Annotated in this window: 20 protein-coding genes; 9 read left to right on the top strand and 11 right to left on the bottom strand. The window is 71.6% G+C overall.

Translation table 11 applies throughout. The annotated features are described in order from the left end of the window. Nucleotides 1–3: 3 nt before the first annotated feature. The 4 genes from KME79_RS08435 to KME79_RS08450 are packed head-to-tail and all read right to left on the bottom strand — an operon-like array spanning nt 4 to nt 4147. Complete coding sequence (locus KME79_RS08435) at nt 4–1260, bottom strand: S8 family serine peptidase (RefSeq protein ID WP_308248841.1); 1257 nt, start codon at nt 1258–1260, stop codon at nt 4–6. Further along, nucleotides 1254–1970, bottom strand: coding sequence for a hypothetical protein (locus KME79_RS08440; RefSeq protein WP_261808307.1), 717 nt, complete (start codon nt 1968–1970; stop codon nt 1254–1256). The genes KME79_RS08435 and KME79_RS08440 overlap by 7 nt, the downstream gene beginning before the upstream one ends. A 56-nt stretch (nt 1971–2026) precedes the next feature. Continuing rightward, nucleotides 2027–3208, bottom strand: a complete 1182-nt coding sequence (moeZ, locus tag KME79_RS08445; protein ID WP_148029279.1) for an adenylyltransferase/sulfurtransferase MoeZ — start codon at nt 3206–3208, stop codon at nt 2027–2029. Nucleotides 3209–3250: 42 nt separating this feature from the next. Further along, entirely contained in the window at nt 3251–4147 is an 897-nt protein-coding gene (locus KME79_RS08450) for an alpha/beta fold hydrolase (RefSeq protein WP_219543975.1), read from the bottom strand. Between the two features lie 118 nt (nt 4148–4265). On the opposite strand from KME79_RS08450, the gene KME79_RS08455 reads away from it, so the two are divergent. Next, nucleotides 4266–4631 carry an SH3 domain-containing protein gene (locus tag KME79_RS08455; protein WP_148029277.1) on the top strand — a complete coding sequence of 122 codons (366 nt, stop codon included), beginning with the start codon at nt 4266–4268 and terminating at the stop codon, nt 4629–4631. Nucleotides 4632–5267: 636 nt separating this feature from the next. Next, nucleotides 5268–5621 carry a hypothetical protein gene (locus tag KME79_RS08460; protein WP_219543976.1) on the top strand — a complete coding sequence of 118 codons (354 nt, stop codon included), beginning with the start codon at nt 5268–5270 and terminating at the stop codon, nt 5619–5621. A 784-nt stretch (nt 5622–6405) separates the two neighbouring features. Here KME79_RS08460 and KME79_RS08465 read toward each other — a convergent pair. Both KME79_RS08465 and ku read right to left on the bottom strand, forming a co-directional pair. Further along, a complete protein-coding gene (locus KME79_RS08465; RefSeq protein WP_219543977.1) occupies nt 6406–6690 on the bottom strand; it encodes a hypothetical protein in 285 nt (94 codons plus the stop codon). A 316-nt stretch (nt 6691–7006) separates the two neighbouring features. Beyond that, nucleotides 7007–7942, bottom strand: coding sequence for a non-homologous end joining protein Ku (gene ku, locus KME79_RS08470; RefSeq protein WP_219543978.1), 936 nt, complete (start codon nt 7940–7942; stop codon nt 7007–7009). 223 nt (nt 7943–8165) lie between these two features. On the opposite strand from ku, the gene ligD reads away from it, so the two are divergent. The 4 genes from ligD (at nt 8166) to KME79_RS08490 (ending at nt 10296) form a co-directional block, all read left to right on the top strand. Then, on the top strand, nt 8166–9050 hold the full coding sequence (gene ligD, locus KME79_RS08475) for a non-homologous end-joining DNA ligase (protein ID WP_219543979.1): 885 nt from the start codon (nt 8166–8168) through the stop codon (nt 9048–9050). A gap of 33 nt (nt 9051–9083) precedes the next feature. Then, the gene (locus KME79_RS08480) at nt 9084–9296 is read left to right on the top strand and encodes an Rv3202a family protein (protein ID WP_246639498.1); all 213 of its coding nucleotides are present in this window, start codon (nt 9084–9086) and stop codon (nt 9294–9296) included. 62 nt (nt 9297–9358) lie between these two features. Continuing rightward, entirely contained in the window at nt 9359–9979 is a 621-nt protein-coding gene (locus tag KME79_RS08485) for a TetR/AcrR family transcriptional regulator (protein WP_148029272.1), read from the top strand. Between the two features lie 83 nt (nt 9980–10062). Next, nucleotides 10063–10296 (top strand): DUF3107 domain-containing protein, encoded by a 234-nt coding sequence (locus tag KME79_RS08490; protein ID WP_246639500.1) that lies wholly within the window; start codon nt 10063–10065, stop codon nt 10294–10296. Between the two features lie 50 nt (nt 10297–10346). Here KME79_RS08490 and KME79_RS08495 read toward each other — a convergent pair whose 3' ends face one another. After that, entirely contained in the window at nt 10347–10991 is a 645-nt protein-coding gene (locus KME79_RS08495; protein WP_148029271.1) for a ferritin-like fold-containing protein, read from the bottom strand. A gap of 349 nt (nt 10992–11340) precedes the next feature. On the opposite strand from KME79_RS08495, the gene KME79_RS08500 reads away from it, so the two are divergent. Continuing rightward, entirely contained in the window at nt 11341–13305 is a 1965-nt protein-coding gene (locus KME79_RS08500; RefSeq protein WP_219543980.1) for a DEAD/DEAH box helicase, read from the top strand. 155 nt (nt 13306–13460) lie between these two features. After that, entirely contained in the window at nt 13461–14345 is an 885-nt protein-coding gene (locus KME79_RS08505; RefSeq protein ID WP_219543981.1) for an alpha/beta fold hydrolase, read from the top strand. Nucleotides 14346–14350: 5 nt separating this feature from the next. Here KME79_RS08505 and KME79_RS08510 read toward each other — a convergent pair whose 3' ends face one another. From KME79_RS08510 to KME79_RS08520, 3 genes are read right to left on the bottom strand one after another with little or no spacing between them, the layout of a single operon-like run. Beyond that, the gene (locus KME79_RS08510) at nt 14351–15286 is read right to left on the bottom strand and encodes a RecB family exonuclease (protein ID WP_219543982.1); all 936 of its coding nucleotides are present in this window, start codon (nt 15284–15286) and stop codon (nt 14351–14353) included. Nucleotides 15287–15314: 28 nt separating this feature from the next. Continuing rightward, complete coding sequence (locus KME79_RS08515) at nt 15315–16031, bottom strand: MBL fold metallo-hydrolase (protein WP_219543983.1); 717 nt, start codon at nt 16029–16031, stop codon at nt 15315–15317. A gap of 49 nt (nt 16032–16080) precedes the next feature. Continuing rightward, complete coding sequence (locus tag KME79_RS08520) at nt 16081–16707, bottom strand: DUF6758 family protein (RefSeq protein WP_219543984.1); 627 nt, start codon at nt 16705–16707, stop codon at nt 16081–16083. Nucleotides 16708–16781: 74 nt separating this feature from the next. On the opposite strand from KME79_RS08520, the gene KME79_RS08525 reads away from it, so the two are divergent. After that, nucleotides 16782–17177, top strand: coding sequence for an NUDIX hydrolase (locus tag KME79_RS08525; protein WP_219543985.1), 396 nt, complete (start codon nt 16782–16784; stop codon nt 17175–17177). A 21-nt stretch (nt 17178–17198) separates the two neighbouring features. On the opposite strand, the gene KME79_RS08530 is transcribed toward KME79_RS08525, so the two are convergent. Then, nucleotides 17199–20558 (bottom strand): hypothetical protein, encoded by a 3360-nt coding sequence (locus KME79_RS08530; RefSeq protein WP_219543986.1) that lies wholly within the window; start codon nt 20556–20558, stop codon nt 17199–17201. Between the last annotated feature and the right edge of the window lie 61 nt (nt 20559–20619).

The raw sequence follows: 20619 nt of genomic DNA on the forward strand, positions 1-20619 counted from the left end.
GGATCATGCGTCTTGGTCATTGTGCGCTCGTCGCACCCTCCTCACCAAGGCGAGGATGACCGCCACCGAGCCGACCGCGCCTCCGGCCGACGCCACCGCGATCGACGCGTGCAGCACGACGCGCCGCTCGTCCCTGTGGACGACCTTGACCGGGCCCGCGGCTCCGCCGCCGAGCGGCCGGTCGGGGTCGTGCGCCAGCGCGGCGGGCGCGGCCTCGGTGTGCCCGGCGAGCTTGGCCGCCTCGGCCAGCGCCCTGGCGGCGTTGACGACGCCGAAGCCGGTGCCGGTGTCGTAGCCGGTGGGCGGGCTGTCGACGGCCCCGGCGGCGAGGGCGCGGGCCACGAGCGGCGGCGACATCTTCGGATATTTCGCCCTGACGAGAGCCGCGACGCCGGAGACCAGGGCGGTCGCCTGCGAGGTGCCCCGGCCCGTCCAGTACTCGTCGCCGGGACCCGCGCCCATGATGTCGACGCCGGGCGCGGCCACCAGCACCGAGGCGTTCCCGTTGGAGAAGGCCGCCCGCCGCAGGCCCGCGTCGGCCGCGCCGACCGCCACCACACCGGGGAAGGCCGCCGGGTAGGAGTACGGTGCCGCCCCCGCCACCTTGCGGGTGCCCTCGTTGCCGGCCGCGGCGACCAGCACGACGCCCTTGCCGATGGCGTAGCGGACCGCGGCCCGGTCGGCCTTGCTGGCCAGCTCCTTCGAGATGGACAGGTTGATGACGTCGGCGCCCTGGTCGACCGCGTAGCGGATGCCCCTGGCCACCACGTCCTCGAACCTCGGGTCGACGTTGAACGTCCGGAACCCCGGCTCCTCGTCCTCCAGGATCACCCGTACCGACAGCACCTCGGACTCCGGGGCGACGCCGATGATCCCGTCGGCGCCGCCGGGGCCGTGACCGTGGCCGGCGATCAGTGACGCCATGTACGTGCCGTGCAGGCGACGCGGCGCCACCCCCGGCGCGTTGGCGCCCTCGGTGAAGTCCTCGCCCACGGTCACGGAGCCGGCCAGGTCGCGGTGGCCGGGGTCGACGCCGGAGTCGAGCACGGCCACGGTGACGCCCGCGCCCCGGCTGACCTCCCAGGCGGCGGGCAGGTCGAGTGTCTTGATGACCCGCTCCTGCCTGGCCCGCACCTCGTCGGCCACCGCGGGCGCCGCGTCGAGCAACAGCACCCCGGCCACCGCCAGCGTCCCGGTCAGCGCGGCCTGCCCGCGCCCGCCTCTGCCGGGGCGCGAGGTACGCGGGCGGCGGGTCAGCACTGCCAGTCCTCGGAGGCGCAGTCGGGCATCCGCGGCATGGTCAGCTCGGCGAGGACGCGCTCGGAGATCTCGGTGGCGAAGGCGAAGACGGCCGGCCGCTGCTCGGCCGCGCCACCGGGCCGTCCGTCCACCTGACCGGCCGTGGTCAGCACCAGGTACGGGCCGGACTGGCGTACGGAGCCCCGCTGACGCACCGCCGGCGCGAACCGGTCGGCCACCGTGCCGCGGAAGGCCAGCGGGAGCAGGCCGGGAACCGGCTCGCCGCCGGCGGGGAACGCGGACTTGGCCCGGGCGGCGCGCGCCGCGTCGGGCAGGGCGACGACGCCGATGGTGACGAGCACGCCGCGCAGGGCGTCGATGTACGTGGCGCGCAGCACGGCGCGGCACCCCGACTCCGTCAGCGCGGGGACGGCCACGGCGTCGACCGCGCCGGCGCAGCCGGTCGTCGGTGAGATGCCCAGCCTGCGGGCCCGCTCCTTGCCGCCCTGCTCGGCGGAGTAGGACAGCGTGGCGGGGAAGATGCGGCCGGCGTCCCAGGTGCGCCAGCGCTCGGCGACCTCGCGCTGGGAGGCCGCCCTGAGCTCGGCGGCCGTCGGGCCGCGGGTGAGCTCCGAGCTCACCGAGCTCGCCGCGACCCCGGCGGCCACCGCGCAGACCGAGGTCAGCGCGGAGGCCACCACCAGGATGGGCCAGAGGCGAGCGTTGTCCACAGGATCGACCTTAATGCGGCCGACCCTCCGCCATCCGCAGAAACCGGACCGCCGGTCTAGTACTCCGGCAGGCTCGGGTCGACGGTCTTGATCCAGCTCAGCACGCCGCCGCCGACGTGGACGGCGTCGGAGAACCCGGCGTCCTTGACGACCGCCAGGGCCTCGGCGGAGCGGGCGCCCGACTTGCAGTGGAGCACGATGCGCTTGTCCTGCGGCAGCTTCTCCAGGGCGGAGCCGTTGAGGAACTCACCCTTGGGGATCAGCGTGGCGCCGGGGATGCTCACGATCTCGTACTCGTTGGGCTCGCGGACGTCGACGAGGAAGATCCCGTCGCCGTTGTCCTGCATGGCCTTGAGCTCGCGGGCGGTGATGGTGGAGCCGGAGACCGCCTCGGCGGCCTCGTCGGACAGCGCGCCGCAGAACGCCTCGTAGTCTTCGAGCAGCTCGGTGACCGTCGGGTTCTTGCCGCACAGGACGCACTCGGGGTCCTTGCGGACCTTGACGTCGCGGTACTTCATCTCCAGGGCGTCGTAGATCATCAGCCGGCCCACCAGCGGCTCGCCGATGCCGGTGATCAGCTTGATGGCCTCGTTGACCTGGATGGAGCCGACCGACGCGCACAGCACGCCGAGCACGCCGCCCTCGGCGCAGGACGGGACCATGCCGGGAGGCGGGGGCTCCGGGTAGAGGCAGCGGTAGCAGGGGCCCTGCTCGGCCCAGAAGACGCTGGCCTGGCCGTCGAAGCGGTAGATCGAGCCCCACACGTACGGCTTGCCCAGCAGCACCGCGGCGTCGTTCACCATGTAGCGGGTGGCGAAGTTGTCGGTGCCGTCGAGGATGAGATCGTACTGGGAGAAGATCTCCATGACGTTCTCGGTGGTGAGCGTGGTGTTGTGGATCACCACGTCGATCAGCGGGTTGATGGCGCGCACGGAGTCGGCGGCGCTCTCGGCCTTGGGCCGGCCGACGTCGGCCTGGCCGTGGATGACCTGGCGCTGCAGGTTGGAATCGTCGACGACGTCGAAGTCGATGATGCCGAGCGTGCCGACGCCCGCCGCGGCGAGATACAGCAGCGCGGGCGAACCGAGGCCGCCGGCGCCCACACACAGCACCTTGGCGTTCTTCAGCCGCTTCTGCCCGGCCATCCCCACGTCGGGGATGATCAGGTGGCGCGAGTAGCGGCGCACTTCGTCAACGGTCAGCTCGTCAGCCGGCTCGACCAGCGGTGGCAACGACACTTTCTACGCTCCCGTTCCAGGGGTCTTATCTCCCTTTGAAACCTAGCCGGGCAGTGGGGCATTCCCCAATCGCGTCTCACCGATCAGACGACGCGTCTCCAGCGCGACGAGACGAGGCTGCTCCATCATCGCCACGTGCCCGGATCCGGGCAGCAGAACCAGCCTCACCTGGCGGAACGTGCGCGCCGCCCGGGCGGCCATGGCGGGCCTGACGAGCCGGTCGTGCCTGCCGTGGATGATCAGCGTGGGCGCCTCGACCCTGGCGGCCAGCCGCCACAGCGACTGCGGGCCGCGGCGCAGGTACTCGGCCACGATGCCGCGGGCCGAGCCGAGCATGGCGGCGATGGTGTGCGGCAGGTCGTCGCGGCGGCGCAGCTCCTCGACCGCCTCGCTCAGCCGTACCGGATGGATCGCCCGCGCGTTCGCCCAGACCATGGCGAACGTGGCCTCGACCCGCCGCTCCGCCGGGAGCAGCCTGAGCCTGCCCGCCAGCCACTCCCCCACCCAGGGCGTGGCGGCCGCCGCGACCCGGACCGGACCGTACCTGGGGATCAGGTCGGGCAGCGCGGGCGAGACGAGTGTGAGCGAGCGCACCAGGTCGGGGCGGGTGGCGGCGACCCGCACGGAGACCGCGCCGCCGAGCGAGTTGCCGAACAGGTGGGCCGGGCCGGTGTGCTCCAGCAGGCCGATGACCGCGCGGGCGTGCGCGGGGACGCCGTAGTCGCCGTCGGAGGCGGCGGGCGAGCATCCGGATCCGGGCAGGTCGACGGCGTGACCGGTGACGACGTCCTTCAGCTCGTCCATCAGGTCGGTCCAGTTGGTCGCGGAGCCGGCCAGGCCGTGCACGAACACCGCCTGCTCGGGGGCGCCCTGCGGGGTCGATCTGACGTGCACGGGTCCGATCATCCGTCCCGGCCAGTGCGGGACCGGCTCTGCCATGGCTCCTCCTCATAACCATCCTGCTTAGGGGCGGTCTGCATTCCGTACAGACGCGTTTTCGCCTCGCGCCGCAGGACATCAGCCGCGTACGTCCAACGATACGGACAGGGGAAATGTGATGAGGTTCAGCCGTGTCGCGGTGGTGCTCGCGGTCGCGGTCGTGGCGGGCGGCGGGTTCGCGACCGGCACGGCGGGGGCCGCCCGGGGGCCGGCCCCGACGGTGGCCGCCGCCGTCGGAGGAGCGCGGGACGGGGACGGGCGGGCGCCGAAGCGGTGCAGGTACGCGGTGCGCCGGATCGAGACGAGACTCAACGTGCGCGGGGGGCCGGGGACCCGGTACCGGATCGTGGACAAGCTCTACCCGGGCGACTACGCGTGGGGTAGCTGCCGGAAGTTCGGCAGGTGGCGGAAGGTGCGGGGGGTGGACGCGGACCGGCTCGGGTTCAGCCACGCGTACTACCTGAGGCGGATCGACACCCGCTGACCGGACAGATCCCGATTTTTCGTGTTTAGGGATCTAATCGATCTTTTGATACGCCGAGAACATGGCAAAAGCCACCACATGCCGTTTATGGCAGCCATCGCCGGAAAACATGAGAGCAGCGGCACCCAGCGTGATGTCAACGGCACTCATCGTGACGAACGGTCAGGGTCGACGACGCGGCACATGGCGCCACATCCACGGCATGCGCCGGAGGAGCCCGTCACATGCCTCCTCCGGTTGACGCCGGTCACGGAAGCGCCCCCGCGATAATTCGCTCGCTGGGTGCCGCCGTTTCAGCGCGAACATGACATACGCGCGTTTCTGCTTTTTCAGAGCAGCATTTACGGGGGCGCTACGGCCCGCCTTTCTCCACAGGGAATTCGTTGCGGGAGAACAGGCCGGAATGACGGTTCACCGCCCCGCGAAGTCGCACCGCATTTCCGCCCGAATCGGACATATCGTGCCATTTTGCGAGAAAGATCTACAAGCTGAGCAATAAGACTGTTATTGCATAGCAAAATAGGGCGAACTCCGTTTCATAGGCCACAGGCCGGAAATGACATTCACAGGATGACTCATTAGTAGCCGTCCAGATCGTCGAGAACGGGGCAATCCGTCCTTTAGGGGGAATACGCAATGCCCAAGCTCAAGAGTGTTATCGCGGGCCTCGCCGTCAGCACCGCACTTACCGGCGCCCTGGTCGCCGGAGGTGCGACCGCAGCCGTCGCCATGCCGACCACCGCGCCCGTCGTCGCCAACGATGACTTCGGCGACGACCTCGGCTTCAACAACGGCCTCGGCTTCGGCTTCTTCGGTCACCACCACTTCGGCCACCGTCACAAGTGCGGCCGCCACCACGGCGGCGGCTGGGGCCGTCGCGGCAAGCACAAGAACATCTGCGTCGTGGTGCGGAACTTCAACTTCAACGACAACAAGCGGCGCCACCACGACCGTCACCACCACCGTCACCACGGCAACCTCATCAACTAAGGCGAGCAACCTCGCCGACCGTCGGGTACGGATGGGATGAGCGCCCGTTTTCATTGATGGTCGTCCGATCCCTTTCCAGGGATATGGTTTCCCGGCTTGGAGTGAATTCCGGGCTCTCGGGACAGGCCGTGTGCGATGGCGCGGCCTGTCCTGAGATTTCCTTTCTCGTCTCCACGGCAACTTCGAGGGCTCCGCCGGCAATGGCGCCGGCGGAGCCCTCATTGCGTCGCCTCATGGACGACCGAGGCCTCTGAGCCGCCAGGATCCGCTCCCGGAGTCCGCTCAGGCGCCGAGCTCCGGCGAGCCGCAAACGCCCGTATCCCACGGTGCGGCCCTTCCCACGAAAGGCCGCACCGCTGGATACGGGCTCTTTCATGTCCTCTGCGCACCCCGGGACCAGGCCGCGGCCGGTTCGCGTCCGCGCGTTCCGCGTCACGAGAGCTCTCAGCGCTCCGTAACACCGCCCGGACAGGGACATGCCGAACGGAACTGCGCCCGTACACGGCAAAAAGAGAGGGCTCCCCCGGCGCCAGTGCCGGTGGAGCCCTCGAAGTTGCCGTGGAGACGAGAAGGAAAAACTCAGGACGGGCCGCGCCATAGAACGCGACCCGTCCCCGAGAGCCCGGAATTCACCACAGAGCGGAAACCGTATCCCCAGAAAGGGGCCCCGAACCGATCCTCAATGAGAACGAGCACTCATTCCTGCGCCGTCAACGACGATCGAACACCAGCCGACGTGTCATCCACTGGCTGCGCCATGCGACGGCCGGCGAGGTTGTCGACGTCAGTCGAGGTCGTCCCAGCCCCAGTTCCGGTGGTGGCGCCGGTGCTCGAACGGGTTCCGGTTGATGTTGAAGTTCTCGACGATGACCCGGACGTGCTTGCGGTGGTGCTTACGCCACCAGCAGCGGTGGCCGCAGTGCCCGCCGGTCAGGACCGACGTGCCCGCGCTGACCTGAGTGGCGGCAGCTGCGCTGGTGGTGGTCATGGTCGCGCCCGCGACCACGACGCCACCTGTCACGGCGGTGCTGAGGGCGAGGCCCGCGAGAACACTCTTGAGCTTGGGCATTGCGTTTTCCCCCTAAAGGTTCGATTGCCCCGTACTCAGGACCTTTCTTAAGGTCCAAGAAAGGTCCCCGGATGATGCTGAAGACTCATCCGGTAAGTGATATTCCCGTCACTCTGGGTGAGCAAACGGTCATCCTTCCATTTTGCTATGCATTAGCGTTGCTATTGCTTAAATTAAGCGTTTATAGAATGTAACTGCACGAATTGTCCGATATGTCCGCTAATGCAAGGCAAGCGCCGGCAGGATCATCCGTGTACGCGGCCGTATGGCCGCGCGTGAGAACGGACAGCGGGGGTGAGTTCAGCGGCAGGAGGCGTCAGGCCGACTTGCGGGCCTTCCGCTTGGCGGGGGCCTTCTCTTCCTGGCCCTTCTCTTCCTTGGCCTTCTCTTCCTTGGCCCTGTCCTGCTTGGCCTCGTCGTCCTTGGCCTTCGCCTTGCCCGAGGCGGCCCGCTTCGGCTTGGCGGGAGCGCCCTCGCGCTCGCGCTTGGCGGCCTCGACGCTGGCCCGCAGCGCCGCCATGAGGTCGACGGCGGGGCCGCCCTCCTCCTCGGCCTCCGGAGGCGTGATGACCTCCTTGCCCGCCACCTTCGCCTCGATGACCTCCTGCAGCGCCTCGCGGTAGGTGTCGTGGTACTCGGCCGGGTCGAAGTCGGCCTCCATCGTGGAGATCAGCGACTCGGCCATCTTGAGCTCCTGCGTCCGCACGTCGATGTCCTCGTCCAGGAACTCGAAGTCCGGCTTGCGGATCTCGTCCGGCCACAGCATGGTCTCCAGCACGAACACCCCGTCGCGCACCCGCAGCGTCGCCAGCGACTCGCGCTGGCGCAGCGCCACCTTGACCACCGCCACCTGGCCGGAGCTCTCCAGCGCGTCGCGCAGCAGCACGTACGGCTTGGCCCCCTGCGCGTCGGGCTCCAGGTAATAGGACTTGGCGAAGTAGATGGGGTCGATCTGCTCGGCGGGGGCGAACTGCAGCACGTCGATCCGGCGGGAGGTGCTCAGCGGCAGCCCTTCGAAGTCCTCGTCGGTGAGCACGACCATCTCGCCCGTGGCCAGCTCGTAACCCTTGGCGATGTCCGCGTACGCGATCTCCTCGCCGTCGAGTGTGCACACCCGCTTGTAGCGGATGCGGCCGCCGTCCTCGCGGTGCACCTGGTGGAAGCTGACGTCCTTCTGCTCGGTGGCCGAGTAGAGCTTCACCGGGATCGTGACCAGCCCGAAGGAGATCGCACCTTTCCAGATGCTGCGCATGGGCAACTCCTCAGTAGTGTCGGGCGGTTCGCCAACGGGGACATACCCGTCCCGGTGCGACCAATGCCATAGCTCGTCGAACCCATGCCGGGTATCCACGACCCGGTCCTGTGGCGTTATCGATGGGTTAGACCCGATCTCGCCGGGGAGGTGGCGTACACGAAGGCCGCGCCGTCCCGTGTGGCGCGGGCCCGGAGAAGCTGCCCCCGGAGGTGACGGCCCGATGAGCCCGGCGAGCAAGGTCCCGGTGCGGGTGGACGGGCGGGAGCTCGTCCTGAGCAACCTGGACAAGGTGCTCTATCCCGAGTCCGGCTTCACCAAGGCCGAGGTCATCGACTACTACAGTCGGATCGCCCCGGTGCTCCTGCCGCACCTGGAAGGCCGGCCGCTGACGGTCAAGCGCTTCCCGAACGGCGTCGAGGGCATGTCGTTCTTCGAGAAGAACGCCCCCGAGCACACCCCCGGCTGGGTGCGCAGGGCGCGGCTGCCGGCGCCCGGCAGCACCAAGGACCGCGACACCATCGACTTCGCCCTGATCGACGACCTGCCGGGGCTGGTCTACTACGCGAACCTGGCCGCGCTGGAGCTGCACGTGCCCCAGTGGCGGGTGGACGGGCAAGGACGCGCGCTGCCGCCGGACACGCTGGTGTTCGACCTGGACCCCGGGCCGCCCGCGACGATCGTGGAGTGCTGCGAGGTCGCCCTGATGCTGCGCGAGGTGCTGTCGGCCGACGGCCTGGAGGCCAGGCCGAAGACCAGCGGGAGCAAGGGCATGCAGCTGTACGCCGCGTGGGACGGCCGCGAGGAGCCGTCGGCGTACGCCAAGCGGCTGGCCCAGGCGCTGGCGAAGCGGCACCCCGGGCGGATCGTCAGCGTGATGGCGAAGAAGCAGCGGCCGGGCAAGGTCTTCATCGACTGGAGCCAGAACAACCCCGCCAAGACCACGGTCGCGCCATACTCGCTGCGGGCCAGGACGCGTCCGACGGTTTCCACGCCACTGCTGTGGAAGGAGGTCGAACGCTGCGAGAGCCCGGAAGACCTGGTGTTCACGTCGTCCGACGTGCTGGCCAGGATGGAGAAGCACGGCGACCTTTTCAGCCGAGCGTAATCTGGTTCAGTCCACACGAAGAGGGGGACCGACATGTCGGAGATGGACGTACGCGGGGACGACGACAACTTCGCCGATGACCAGGAGCTGCCGATCGAGGCGACGCCGGCCGACGCCGCCGAGCAACAGCGTCCGCTGCGGGAGGACGACGAGCAGTGGCGCCTCGAGCTTCCCCTTGAGGTCAACCCGGCCGACGCGATCGAGCAGGACCGCGTGGTCGGGTACGACGACGACGACTATCGCTGAGGTGATGACTACCCGCCCGTAGGATGTCGGCAGACCCGGCACGAAACCCGTTGGAGACCCGTGTGACCGCTACCCCGGACGCCAAGCCCCGGGGCACCCGGCTGCCCCGACTCGCCCGCCGCAGGCAGCTGCTGAGCGCGGCACAGGAAGTGTTCGTGGAGAACGGCTACCACGCGGCCGCCATGGACGAGATCGCCGACCGCGCGGGGGTCAGCAAGCCGGTGCTCTACCAGCACTTCCCGGGCAAGCTGGAGCTCTACCTCGCGCTGCTCGACCTGCATGTCGACGACATGGTCACCCGGTGCAGGGAGGCGCTCGCCTCCACGACCGAGAACAAACTGCGGGTGCAGGCGACGTTCAGCGCGTTCTTCGACTTCGTCTCCACCCAGGGCGAGGCGTTCCGGCTGGTCTTCGAGTCCGACCTGCGCAACGTGGCGCCGGTGCGGCAGCGCGTGGAGCGCTCGCTCAACGAGTGCGCCGAGATGGTCAGCGCGGTGATCCAGGAAGACACCGGCTGCACCAGCGACGAGGCCCACCTGCTGGGCGTCGGGCTGGTCGGCATGGCGGAGGTGAGCGCCCGCTACTGGGTCAGCGAGCACGGCTCCATCCCCAAGGACGCGGCCGAGCAGCTCATGGCCCGGCTCGCCTGGCGGGGCATCAGCGGTTTTCCGCGTACGGCTTAACCCGTTCGCTGGGCGCGATCAGCTGCGTTTTTCCGGCGTCGAACGGCCACGATGAGGGAAGCCCCGCCCCGTGGAAAGGGAGCATGATGGAAATCAAGATCGGCGTGCGTTCGGTGCACCGTGAGCTCGTTGTGGAGACCGACCTGTCGTCCGAGCAGGTTGAGGAGGAAATCCGGAAGGCCCTTGCCGCCGATCGCGGCGTGTTCGCCATCACCGACGTGAAGGGCAGGCGTGTGGTGGTGCCGGTGGCGTCGCTGGGCTTCATCGAGATCGGCGAGGACGAGTCGCGTCCGGTGGGCTTCGGCGGCACCCTCTAGGCGCCGCCGTCCGGGAGCCGCCTTGAGGTGCGGCTCCCGGGCGTGACGCCTCAGATGCCGAGCGCCGCCATGCGCTTGCCGTGCTGCTCCGTCAGTTTGGCGAACAGGCGGGAGATCTCCGCCTGGTCGTTCGCGCCCGACTCCACCAGCATGAGCGCCAGCTCCGGGCGTTCCGCCGCCACCCGCTGGCCCTGGCTGAGCGCCTCGCCGACGAGCCGCCTGGCCCACAGCGCCAGCCGCCCGCTCACCGCCGGGTCCGCCGCGACGCCGGCCCGTACGCGCTCGACGGCGAACTCCGCCCGCCCCTCGTCCGTCAGCACCTCGTCGACCAGCTCCACGATCGACGGGTCCAGCCTCCGGGCCGCCTCGCGATAGAAGTCGAGCGCGATGCCCACCCCCACGTAGGCCTTGACCAGGGCCTGCAACCAGTCGGCCGGGCTGGTCTGGGTGTGCCAGGCGTCCAGCGCCCCGGCGAACGGCTGCATCGCCCGCTCCGGGTCCGCCCCCAGCTCCCGCAGCCGGTCGTAGAGCAGCCGGAAGTGCTGATACTCGGCGACGGCCAGCTCGCACAGCGCCGTCCGGTCGGCGAGCGTGGGCGCCAGCGTGGCGGCGTCCTCGGTCATCCTCGTGAATGCGCTCAGCTCGGCATAGGCCAGGACGCCGAGCAGGTCGGCGACCCCAGGAGACTCGTTCATGGAAGGCAGCGTACTTCCGGGAATCTTCGGGAACATCCGTAAGCCTGGTCAGCGTTGTGGTATCGAGTACACTGCTCTGAGAAAGTGCGACCGCACTGTGTACATTCGGGGGTCTCTCCCCCGAATCCCCCGATCCCCGGGTGCGCGGTCGTAATGACGCGAGAGGGCTGGCTCTACCGCGAGGACCCAGATACGAGGTCGGATTTCCGCCCGTAGGTCCCGGCAGGCCCGCCTTCATTTGAGACTGAGGCAGGCCACGCTGACGACTTTCCGAGACCTCGGAGTCACACCAGAAATCGCCGATGCCCTCGAGACCGAGGGCATCACGACACCGTTCCCGATCCAGGAAATGGCGCTTCCGCTGGCGCTGAACGGCCAGGACCTGATCGGCCAGGCCCGCACGGGCACCGGCAAGACCTACGCGTTCGGCATCGCGATGCTGCAGAGCATCGGCAAGCCGCGCAAGAACCGCAAGAAGCCCCGCGGGCTGGTCGTCGTGCCGACCCGCGAGCTCGCCACCCAGGTGAGCGAGGACCTGGTCACCGCCGCCGGCAAGCTCGGCTCGCGGGTGCTCACCGTCTACGGCGGGCGCGCGTACGAGCCGCAGATCGAGGCGCTCAAGGCGGGGGTCGACGTCATCGTCGGCACCCCCGGCCGGCTGCTCGACCTGGTCAAGCAGAAGCATCTCGACCTCGGCCAGGTCAACACGCTGGTCCTCGACGAGGCCGACCGGATGCTCGACCTGGGCTTCCTGCCGGACATCGAGCGGATCTTCAAGCTGATCCCGGCGGAGCGGCAGACGATGCTGTTCTCCGCCACCATGCCGGGCGAGATCGTCACCCTTTCCCGCAAGTACCTCAGCCGCCCCACCCACGTGCGCGCCGAGAACGAGAGCGGCGAGGCAGAGACCACCCCGCAGGTGCGCCAGATCGTGTGGCGCGCCCACCGGATGGACAAGATCGAGATCGTGTCCCGGCTGCTGCAGGCCGAGGGCCGCGGGCTCACGATGATCTTCTGCGAGACCAAGCGCGCCTGCGACATGGTCTCCGAGCAGCTCGACACCCGCGGGTTCGCGGTCGCGGCCGTCCACGGCGACCTCGGCCAGGGCCAGCGTGAGCAGGCGCTGCGGGCGTTCCGCAACGGCAAGGTCGACGTGCTGGTCGCCACCGACGTGGCGGCTCGCGGCATCGACATCGACGACGTCACCCACGTGGTCAACTACGACTGCCCCACCGACGACAAGACCTACGTGCACCGCATCGGCCGCACCGGCCGGGCCGGGCGCACGGGCATCTCGGTCACGTTCGTGGAGTGGGAGGAGCTGACCCGCTGGAAGATGATCAACCAGATGCTGGGCCTCGACTTCCCGGAGCCCGAGGAGACCTACTCCACCTCTCCTCACCTCTACACCGAGCTCAACATCCCCGAGGGCACCAAGGGCGTGCTGCCGCACGCCAGCCGCTCCCGGGCGGGTCTCTCCGCGGAGCGCATCGAGGACCTCGGCGAGACGGGCCGGCCACGCGCGCGCGGCCGGCGCCGCGACGAGCGTGAGGAGCGAGAGCGGGAGCGGGAGCGTCCGGCCCGCACGCGCCAGCGCCGCCGCACCCGCGGCGGCAGGTCCGCGGAGGAGAGCCCCGCGGGCAGCCCTGCCGTCGAGACGCCGGAGGTCGAGCTCGTGACCGGTCGCTCCAGCCAGCACCAGGAGGAGACGCCCGCGATCATCACCGCCGAGGAGGTGGCGACGGTCGCCGAGCCGCGCCGCCGCACCCGGCGGTCCGCCGTCCAGGAGGAGCAGGTCGCGGACGTCACCGCCCGCCAGGAGCGGTCCGTCACGGCCCCGCCGAGCGACCGGATCGCGGCCCCGCCGCGTGCCGAGATCGCGACGCCGTCGCGTGACCGGGTCACGGCCGCCCAGCGTGACGAGGTCGCCACGCCGTCGCGTGACCGGGTCACGGCCGCCCAGCGGGACGAGATCGCGACGCCGTCGCGTGACCGGATCGCCGCCGCCCAGCGGGACGAGGTCGCCACGGCGTCGCGTGACCGGATCGCCGCCTCCCAGCGGGACGAGGTCGTGCCGCCGGCACGCCAGGAGACCGAGTCCTCGTCGCGTGACGAGGCCACGGCGCCGGGCGAGCCGGAGTTCGCCGCACCGCGGCGCGAGCCGGAGCGGATCATCCCGGCCAGCCCGTTCACGGTGATCTTCCAGTCACCTGACCTGGCGACGGACGACGACGACATCGCGCCGTCGGCGGCCACGGAGCGCAAGCAGCAGCGCCGCGGCGGCAACCGCGGCAACCGCCGCCGCACCGGCTGACACGTTCGGCGAAAGGCGCGCATCCCGACCGGGGTGCGCGCCTTTCCGCATGTCACAGGCTTTCTCACGGACATGGGCACGACTCGCCCCAGATCGCACCGGCGTACCGTGTTCACCGGTGTCGAGGTGGTGGGCTCTGGGTATTGTTGCCCCACGTGAGTACGCCGCGATTCCTGCACCTGCCTCCTGGCGTCACCCCACGCAAGATCGAGACCGACCGCGGCATGTTCGCGGCCCTCGAGGCGCTGCCGGCGACCGGCGTGGTGGAGCGATGGCCCGCGATCCTTCTTCCGGGCCTGACGGGCAGCAAGGAAGACTTCATCGCGGTCCTGCAGACGCTCGCCCTGTCGGGCCGCCGCGTGCTGGCCGTCGACCTGCGCGGCCAGTACGAGACGCCGGGCCTCGACGACCCCGCCGCCTACACCTGCGCGGCGCTGGGTGCCGACGTCGACGCGCTCGCCCAGCGGTTCGGCGACGGCGAGCCGGTCCACCTGGTGGGCCACTCCTTCGGTGGGCTGGTGGCGCGCGAGGCGGCGATCGACGGGCGCACCAAGTTCGCCTCGTTCACGCTGATGGGCTCCGGCCCGGCGGGCATCACCGGCCGGCGCGCCGGACACGCCCGATGGCTGACGCGCACGATCCCCCTGTCGGGGCTGGAACACGTGTGGCATGCCGGCTTCGAGCCGGAGGCGCTGGCCGCGGGCGTGCCCGACGACATCCTGGCCTTCCTGCGCCAACGGCTGCTGTCCAACTCGCCGACGGGTCTGGCGCGCATGGCCGACGAGGTGGTGTCCGTGCGCGACCGCACCGAGGAGCTGCGCCAGATCGAGGTGCCCACGCTCGTTCTGTACGGGGAACACGACGACGGCTGGCCCGCCGAGACGCAGCAGGAGATGGCGGCGGCCCTGGGCGCCGACTGCGTGGTGGTGCCGGGCGCGGCCCACTCACCCGCGGTGGAGGCCCCGGAGACCACGGCGGCGGCGCTCGTCAGGTTCTGGAACGAGGCCGAGAGCCACACCCTCGACACCCGCGCCACCTGACAGCGTCACTCCGCCAGGCCGTCCCAGGGGCGGTGCTCGGGGGCGGCGGTCAGGCCTTCGGGGCAGTGGCGGCGGAAGTCGCACCAGCCGCAGATCGGGCCGGGGCTGGGGGCGAACACCTCGTCCAGCTCCGCGGGCACGCGTGGCGGGCTCACCAGGGGCCGGTCACGCCGTTCAGGGGCCGGCGCGTCGTCACGGGCCGCCGGTGAGGAACGGCCCGCGTCGCGGGGCCGAGGGCGCTTGGCCTGGGCCGGCTCGCCCATCACCGTCCGGTAGCGCTCGTCCGCCTCCGCCGCCTCCAGCGCGATCTCCTCGGCGCGCCGCAGATGGCGGTCGAGCGACTCGTCCGTGTGACGCCACTGCACGATCTCGCCCGTCGGCAGGTGGTGCAGCTCGACGGCGTGGGCCGGGGTGCGCATCATGCGGGACGCCGCCACCGCGTAGATCGCCAGCGCCAGCGAGGAGCGCGCGTCGTCCTGCGTGAGCGGCCGGCGCCCGGTCTTGTAGTCGACCACCACCAGCTCGTCGCCGCGCCGGTCGAGCCGGTCGATGCGGCCGGAGACCGCGATGACCGAGGTCCGGGTGGCCACGGTGCGTTCGACGCCGACCGGATCGTCGGACGGGTCGAGCGTGGCCACGTATCCGGAGACCAGGTCGCGGCCGCGGCCGAGCCACTGCGCCGACTGGGCCTCGTCCCTGAACCCCTCGGTGATCCAGCCCTTGGTGAGTAAGACGGCCGCCGTCAACGGCGTGCGCCGCTCGTACGGCTCCCGCCACCACGCCGCCAGCGCGTTGTGGACGCTCGCCCCGACGCTGTTGTGCGCCCAGCCCGGGCCCTTCGACGGCTGCGGCCGGTCCAGGTAGGTGAACCGGTAGCGGCGCCGGCAGTCGAGCCAGGCGTTCAGCCGCGACGGCGTGCACGAGTAGAGCCGCCGCGGCATCCCATCCAGCGGAAGCTGGTCGTACACCCTAGTCGTCGCCGGAGTCGAGCCTGATGCGGGCGGCCCTGGTGCCGTCGACGAGCGGGCCCTCCTCCTCGGGCTCGGTCTCGACCCGCGTCAGCGAACCGCCGATCCAGTCGTCGAAGTGCGGCTCCAGGTCGCCGATGGTGACCTCCTCGCCGTGGGAGGGCAGCACCCGCGTGTCGCCGGGCAGCGTGAACAGCCGCCCGCCGATGGCGGTGAGCTGGTCGGCCAGGCGGGGGTACTCGCCGCCGAGCTTGCCGGGCCCGTCGGCCTGGAGCGTCTTGCCGGAGAAGACCGCGCCGAGGCCCTCGCAGTAGAGCGAGACCCCGCCGGGCGTGATGCCGGGCGTCTCCATGACGTCGAGCTGGACGTCGGCAACCTGGAAGATGCCGTCGTCCTCCATGTCGATGTCGGGCCAGGTCTCGGTCCAGGTCTCCCGCCAGAGCGGCTTGTCCTTGGGGTGGAGTGCGACGACCGCCTCGTCCCTGGCCGCCACCTCGATGGCGGCGCCGACGTGGTCGGGCAGGCCGTGGGTGCAGATGACCGCGAGCACCTCGCGCTCACCCACCTGCTCAAGGATCTTCTCGGCGTCCCTGGCGGGGTCGATGACGATGGCCTCCTCGTCGTCGCCGATGATCCAGGTGTTGTTCTCGACCTTGTGCTCGGTGCCGTCGATGTCGACGAGGCCCTCGGTCACCACTCGCTCGATACGCGCTGTCACGCCTCCGAACTCTAGCCCGTCCGCACCGGTGAGCGAATCCCGTTGGGCATCAGTCTTCGAGCCGGGGGGAGAACGCGCCGAAGGGGATGTCGAGGTCGTGGTCGCGCAGGTCGATCAGGCTCAGCTCGGCGAGCACGATGAGGCAGCCGGCCTCGGCGGGCCAGGCGATGACCCACAGCCAGTTGCCGAGCGCCTCACCGGCATATACGGCCCGGTCGGCGGCGCCGTTCACGCACCACAGCGGGGCCGGATGCCCGAGGACCTCGATCTTGGCGTTGGGCGGGCCCGAGTCGAACCCCTCGCCGGGGTCGGCCCCGTCCAGACCGGCGAACGCGGCCCCGAGGCCGATGCCCGGCTCCTCGGCGATGACGAGGATGTCCGCGGGCCCCTGCGTCAAGGACGGCCCGGACAGCGCGACCAGGCTCGCCCGTATGCCCTTGCGCTCGTCGCCGACCTCGCCGAACCCCGTCACCAGCCATCCGGACGGCAGCGGCCAGGGCAGCCAGACCGGCACCAGCGAGGTCTTGCGCATCGCCTCCGCGGCCGTCTGCGACGGCGGCCAGGGCGGCTGGTACGGCAGGACGTCGCCGTGCGCATCGCAACGCCAGGCACTGGACCACACGCTCGGCGCGTGCAGCGGGCCGAAGCACCGTGGGCAGGTTGGAGCCGCTCTCACAGCTACCCACGGTGCTTCGTCGGGCACCGCCCCGTCAAGACCGCAGTCCGTTATCACGTCGTAATCTTGACCATGTGCGCGTAAATTGTGTCGGCGCGATCGTCCTGGACGACGCGCGCCGCCTTCTGCTCATCCGGCGCGGGCATCCTCCGGACGTGGGTCGCTGGTCGCTGCCGGGCGGCCGGGTGGAGCCCGGCGAGTCCGACGCCGTGGCGGTGCGGCGCGAGGTGCTGGAGGAGACCGGGCTGGAGGTGGCCGTGGGCCCGCTCGCGGGCACGGTGAACCTGCCCGCTCCCGGCGGCGACACGTACGCGGTCCGCGACTACCGCGCCACCGTGGTCGGCGGCACCCTCACGCCGGGCGACGACGCCGCCGACGCGCGCTGGTGCACGCGGGAGGAGCTCGCCCGGCTGCCGCTCACCACCGGCCTGCTGGACACCCTGCGCGCCTGGCGGGTCCTGCCCACGTGACGCCGCGGCCCCTGGCGGGACTCAGCGGCCGGCGGTGAGGGTGGACGTCCAGAGGATGAGGTGGTCGTCGCTGTAGGTGGTGGACCGGCCCAGCGCCACCACTTCCTCGCCCGAGATCGTCACCGCCGCCAGCCACTGGGCGCCCGGCCCGGCCAGACGGTCCTCCTTCAGGTCGAGCCGGCTCCACGAGAGGCCGTCCTGGGAGATCCAGGCGGCGCTGTCGCCCTCGCCCTGCTCGCCGTGCCAGCCGACCGCGACCAGGCCCTGCCCGGCCGCCGCCAGGTCGTACACGCCCGCCGCCCGTTCGGCGGGAAGCCATGACGTCTCCCAGGTCACGCCGTCGTCCTCGGAGACCGCCGAGAAGGCCCGGGACGCGCCCGAGGTGGTGGAGGCGGTCCCCATGGCCACCAGCCTGTCCTGGTACACCGCCACCTGGCGCAGCCCTGCCGAGGACGCGTCCGGCGGGGAGAGCCGCTCGCGGGCCGTCCAGTTCAGCCCGTCCGGCGACACCCAGACGATGCCGCTCTCGTTCCCGCCCGCGCCCGCGCCGCCGACCGCCACGTACCCGTCGGGGGTGGCGGCCACGTCGTGCAGGCGCACGCCCGAGCCGCCCTGCGGCAGCCGCTCCGAGCGGGTGTACGAGCGCAGGTCGGGGGTGAACCAGACGGCCGCCGCCGTGCCCGCCGGGCCGCGATCCTCGCCCGCGAGCAGGTAGCCGTCCGGGCCCGCCGCGACCGTCCGCACGTCCAGGTACGGGTGGTCGCCCGGCCTGGCCAGATCGCCCGAGAGCGGCACCTTCTTCCAGGCGCGCCCGTCGCCGGAACTGACCAGCAGCGGCTCCGTCTCCTGGAGGCCGGCCTGGGTGCCGCCCACGGCCAGCCAGCCGCGGCGGCCGAACGCGACGTCGTTCAGCTGCTGCCGTCGCGGGCCGCCGAGCCCGATGGACCTCCAGTCCTTCCAGTCCTGGCTGGTCCAGACGCCGGCCTCGCCCCCGGCCGAGCCGACGGCCACGTAGCGGCCGTCGTGGCTGGCCAGGCCGCTGGTCTCGCGGGCCATCCTGGTCAGGCCGCGGACCTGGTCGAGCGGCACGCGCACGGGCTCGCCGCGCCGGGGCACCGCCATGAGGACCGGCTCGTTGTCCACGTCCGAGACCGCGCGGTCGCCGCCCGCGTACAGGGTGCCGCCCGCGGCGATCGCGAACCCGCGCAGCGTCGCGCCCCGGAGCTCCCCGATGCCCGCCCGCCCGCTCCACGAGCGGCCGTCCGTGCTGGTCAGCACCGCGTACGAGCCGATCCCCGCCTGGCTCACCGCGGCCACGCCGTCCTCGTACGAGACGAGCCGCTCCACGCCGGGGCTGGCGGCGGGCAGGCCGTCGATCGTGCCGCACTGCGACCACTCGGCGCCGGTGGGCGAGCAGTAGGCGCGCACGTCGCCGGTGATCGTGCGCTGCCTGGTGGCCACCAGCACGAACCGCTTCGACGCGACCGCCAGCGAACCCGCCTTGGGCATCGCCTCCGGCAGTTGGAAGCCGGTCGCCTGCCAGGTTCGTCCGCCGTCGGCCGACCTGAGGACGCGGGAGCCGTCGCCCTGCGCCGGCCTGGCCATGGCCACCACCGTGTCGCCTCTGGCGACCACTGCGCGGATCTCGCCCGCCTCCAGGCCCCGGGTCTCCACCCGCTCCCAGGCGTGGCCGTCCGCGGAGTGCCAGGCGGCCGGGCCCGCGCCGCCGTCGCGCAGCGCCGCCTCGCCCACCGCGACGAACCCGGAGCCCGTCCTGGCGATGTCATGGATCAGATCGCCGTCCCTGAAGGCCTCTCCCCCGCCGACCGCCTGCCAGTTCAGGCCGTCGGCGCTGGTCCACAGACCCCGCTCGCGCACCCCGTCGCCGCCGGTGGCCAGCCAGCGGCCGTCGCCGCCGGCCACCCGCTGCACGATGGGCGTGCTCGCGCCGGTGACGCGGCCGAGCTGCCACTTCTCGCCGTCGGCGGAGTAGAGGAACAGGGGCCTGGGCGTCGGGCCGGTGGTGTCGCTGCCCACGACCACCACGGCGCGGCCGACGGCGGCCACGTCGTTGAGCTTCTGGTCGGTGCCCTGGGCCGCCGCCGGGACCGTGAACAGGTTGTCGCCTGACCTGCCGGTGCCGGTGGCGAGCCTGAGCCGGGCCTCGTCGTCGGCGCGCCACTGCCACACCAGCACGCCGGCGGCCACCAGCAGCGCGACCGCCAGCGCCACGGCCATCGGCGCGGCCGGGCTGCGCCCCCGCCGCACGGGACTCGCCCGCCGCATCGCCGCCGGGGCCGGGCCCCTTTGGTGCCTTCCCCCGGGCCGTTCGGGGCCCGACGCGACCAGCAGATCAGGCCGCGCCGGCCTGCCGCCCGGCGGCCTCCCCACCCGCCGCACCGGCTCGTCCTTGTCAGCGTTCTCGTCCTGCCCGTCCCCCGCGTTCCCGGCTCCGCCGGAAGCGACCCCCCGTGACGGCTCACCGCTGGTCTCCTCCCCTCGGCCGGGCTGATGCGCGATCCCGTACGGAGCCGTACGAACTTCCTCTCCAGCCTGAGCCGAGGTGCCAGTGACCTCGCCGCTCCCGGGAGCCCGTGTGCCGAGGGCTTCCCCACCCCTCGGAGCGTCGTCTCCTCGGTCTGGCGCCGGAGGCTGGTGGGCGATTCCGTACGGGGCCGTGCGGGCGTCTCGCCTGGTCCGGGTTTCGGGGGCGGGCTCCGCTTCCGTGGGGGGGTTGTTCCCGGCGGCGACGGCATCGGGATGGGTGCCGGTGGTGTCGTGGGGGGAGCCGAGGTCCTTCCCCGCCCCCTCGCCGGGCGGGGAAGGCTCGGGCTCTCGTGGCGGGTCGTGGGGTGGTGGGACGGGGCGTGGCGGGCCGCTGGCCACGAGCTTGTCGGGGCGGTCGACCGTGCGGCGGCGACGCCTGGGTTCCGTGTCCGGCTCCGCGGTGGGGGAGCTGTACGGGCGGCGGCCCTTGGGGAGCTCCTGGGGCTCGTCCTCCGGGGTGGGCGCGGCGAACGGCGGCATCCCCCAGGGCGAGGTCAGCGGTAACCCGCGCGCCCGGTCGTCCGTCGGCCCCGGCGGGCTGTGCCGGATGCGGGGCTCCCGCGCATGCGCACCGCCCGGGGCTGAGGACTCGGCCGGCGGGACGGGCTCGCCACGGCCGAAGGCTTCCAGCCCGGCGGGGTCGGACGGGGCGCCGCCCAGGCCCTGCGCGACCACGTCGTCGAGGGCTCCCGGGCCGGGCGCGAGCGCGTCGCCGGGGGCTCCCGGGCCGGGGGAGGCGGGTTCGTCGGCGGGGGGTGAGTCCGGGGCTGTGGCGTCGCCGGGACGAGGGTCGTCTGGCGGCTGCCGATGCTGGTCACTGGCGCCGGAGGCCACGCGCCGTACCTCCTAGTCGGACGGGTCGAGCGGGACGGGGCCCGGAGCGGGCGGGCCGGTC

It is taken from the genome of Nonomuraea harbinensis, from assembly GCF_019396385.1.
Lineage (GTDB): Bacteria > Actinomycetota > Actinomycetes > Streptosporangiales > Streptosporangiaceae > Nonomuraea > Nonomuraea ferruginea.

Coding starts and splice junctions, on each gene's coding strand:
- KME79_RS08465 (WP_219543977.1), bottom strand. CDS start 6,690: ATGCCCAAGCTCAAGAGTGTTCTCGCGGGCCTCGCCCTCAGCACCGCC.
- KME79_RS08455 (WP_148029277.1), top strand. CDS start 4,266: ATGAGGTTCAGCCGTGTCGCGGTGGTGCTCGCGGTCGCGGTCGTGGCG.
- KME79_RS08480 (WP_246639498.1), top strand. CDS start 9,084: ATGTCGGAGATGGACGTACGCGGGGACGACGACAACTTCGCCGATGAC.
- KME79_RS08490 (WP_246639500.1), top strand. CDS start 10,063: ATGATGGAAATCAAGATCGGCGTGCGTTCGGTGCACCGTGAGCTCGTT.
- ligD (WP_219543979.1), top strand. CDS start 8,166: ATGAGCCCGGCGAGCAAGGTCCCGGTGCGGGTGGACGGGCGGGAGCTC.
- KME79_RS08450 (WP_219543975.1), bottom strand. CDS start 4,147: ATGGCAGAGCCGGTCCCGCACTGGCCGGGACGGATGATCGGACCCGTG.
- KME79_RS08510 (WP_219543982.1), bottom strand. CDS start 15,286: ATGCCGCGGCGGCTCTACTCGTGCACGCCGTCGCGGCTGAACGCCTGG.
- ku (WP_219543978.1), bottom strand. CDS start 7,942: ATGCGCAGCATCTGGAAAGGTGCGATCTCCTTCGGGCTGGTCACGATC.
- KME79_RS08495 (WP_148029271.1), bottom strand. CDS start 10,991: ATGAACGAGTCTCCTGGGGTCGCCGACCTGCTCGGCGTCCTGGCCTAT.
- KME79_RS08500 (WP_219543980.1), top strand. CDS start 11,341: ATGGCGCTTCCGCTGGCGCTGAACGGCCAGGACCTGATCGGCCAGGCC.
- KME79_RS08460 (WP_219543976.1), top strand. CDS start 5,268: ATGCCCAAGCTCAAGAGTGTTATCGCGGGCCTCGCCGTCAGCACCGCA.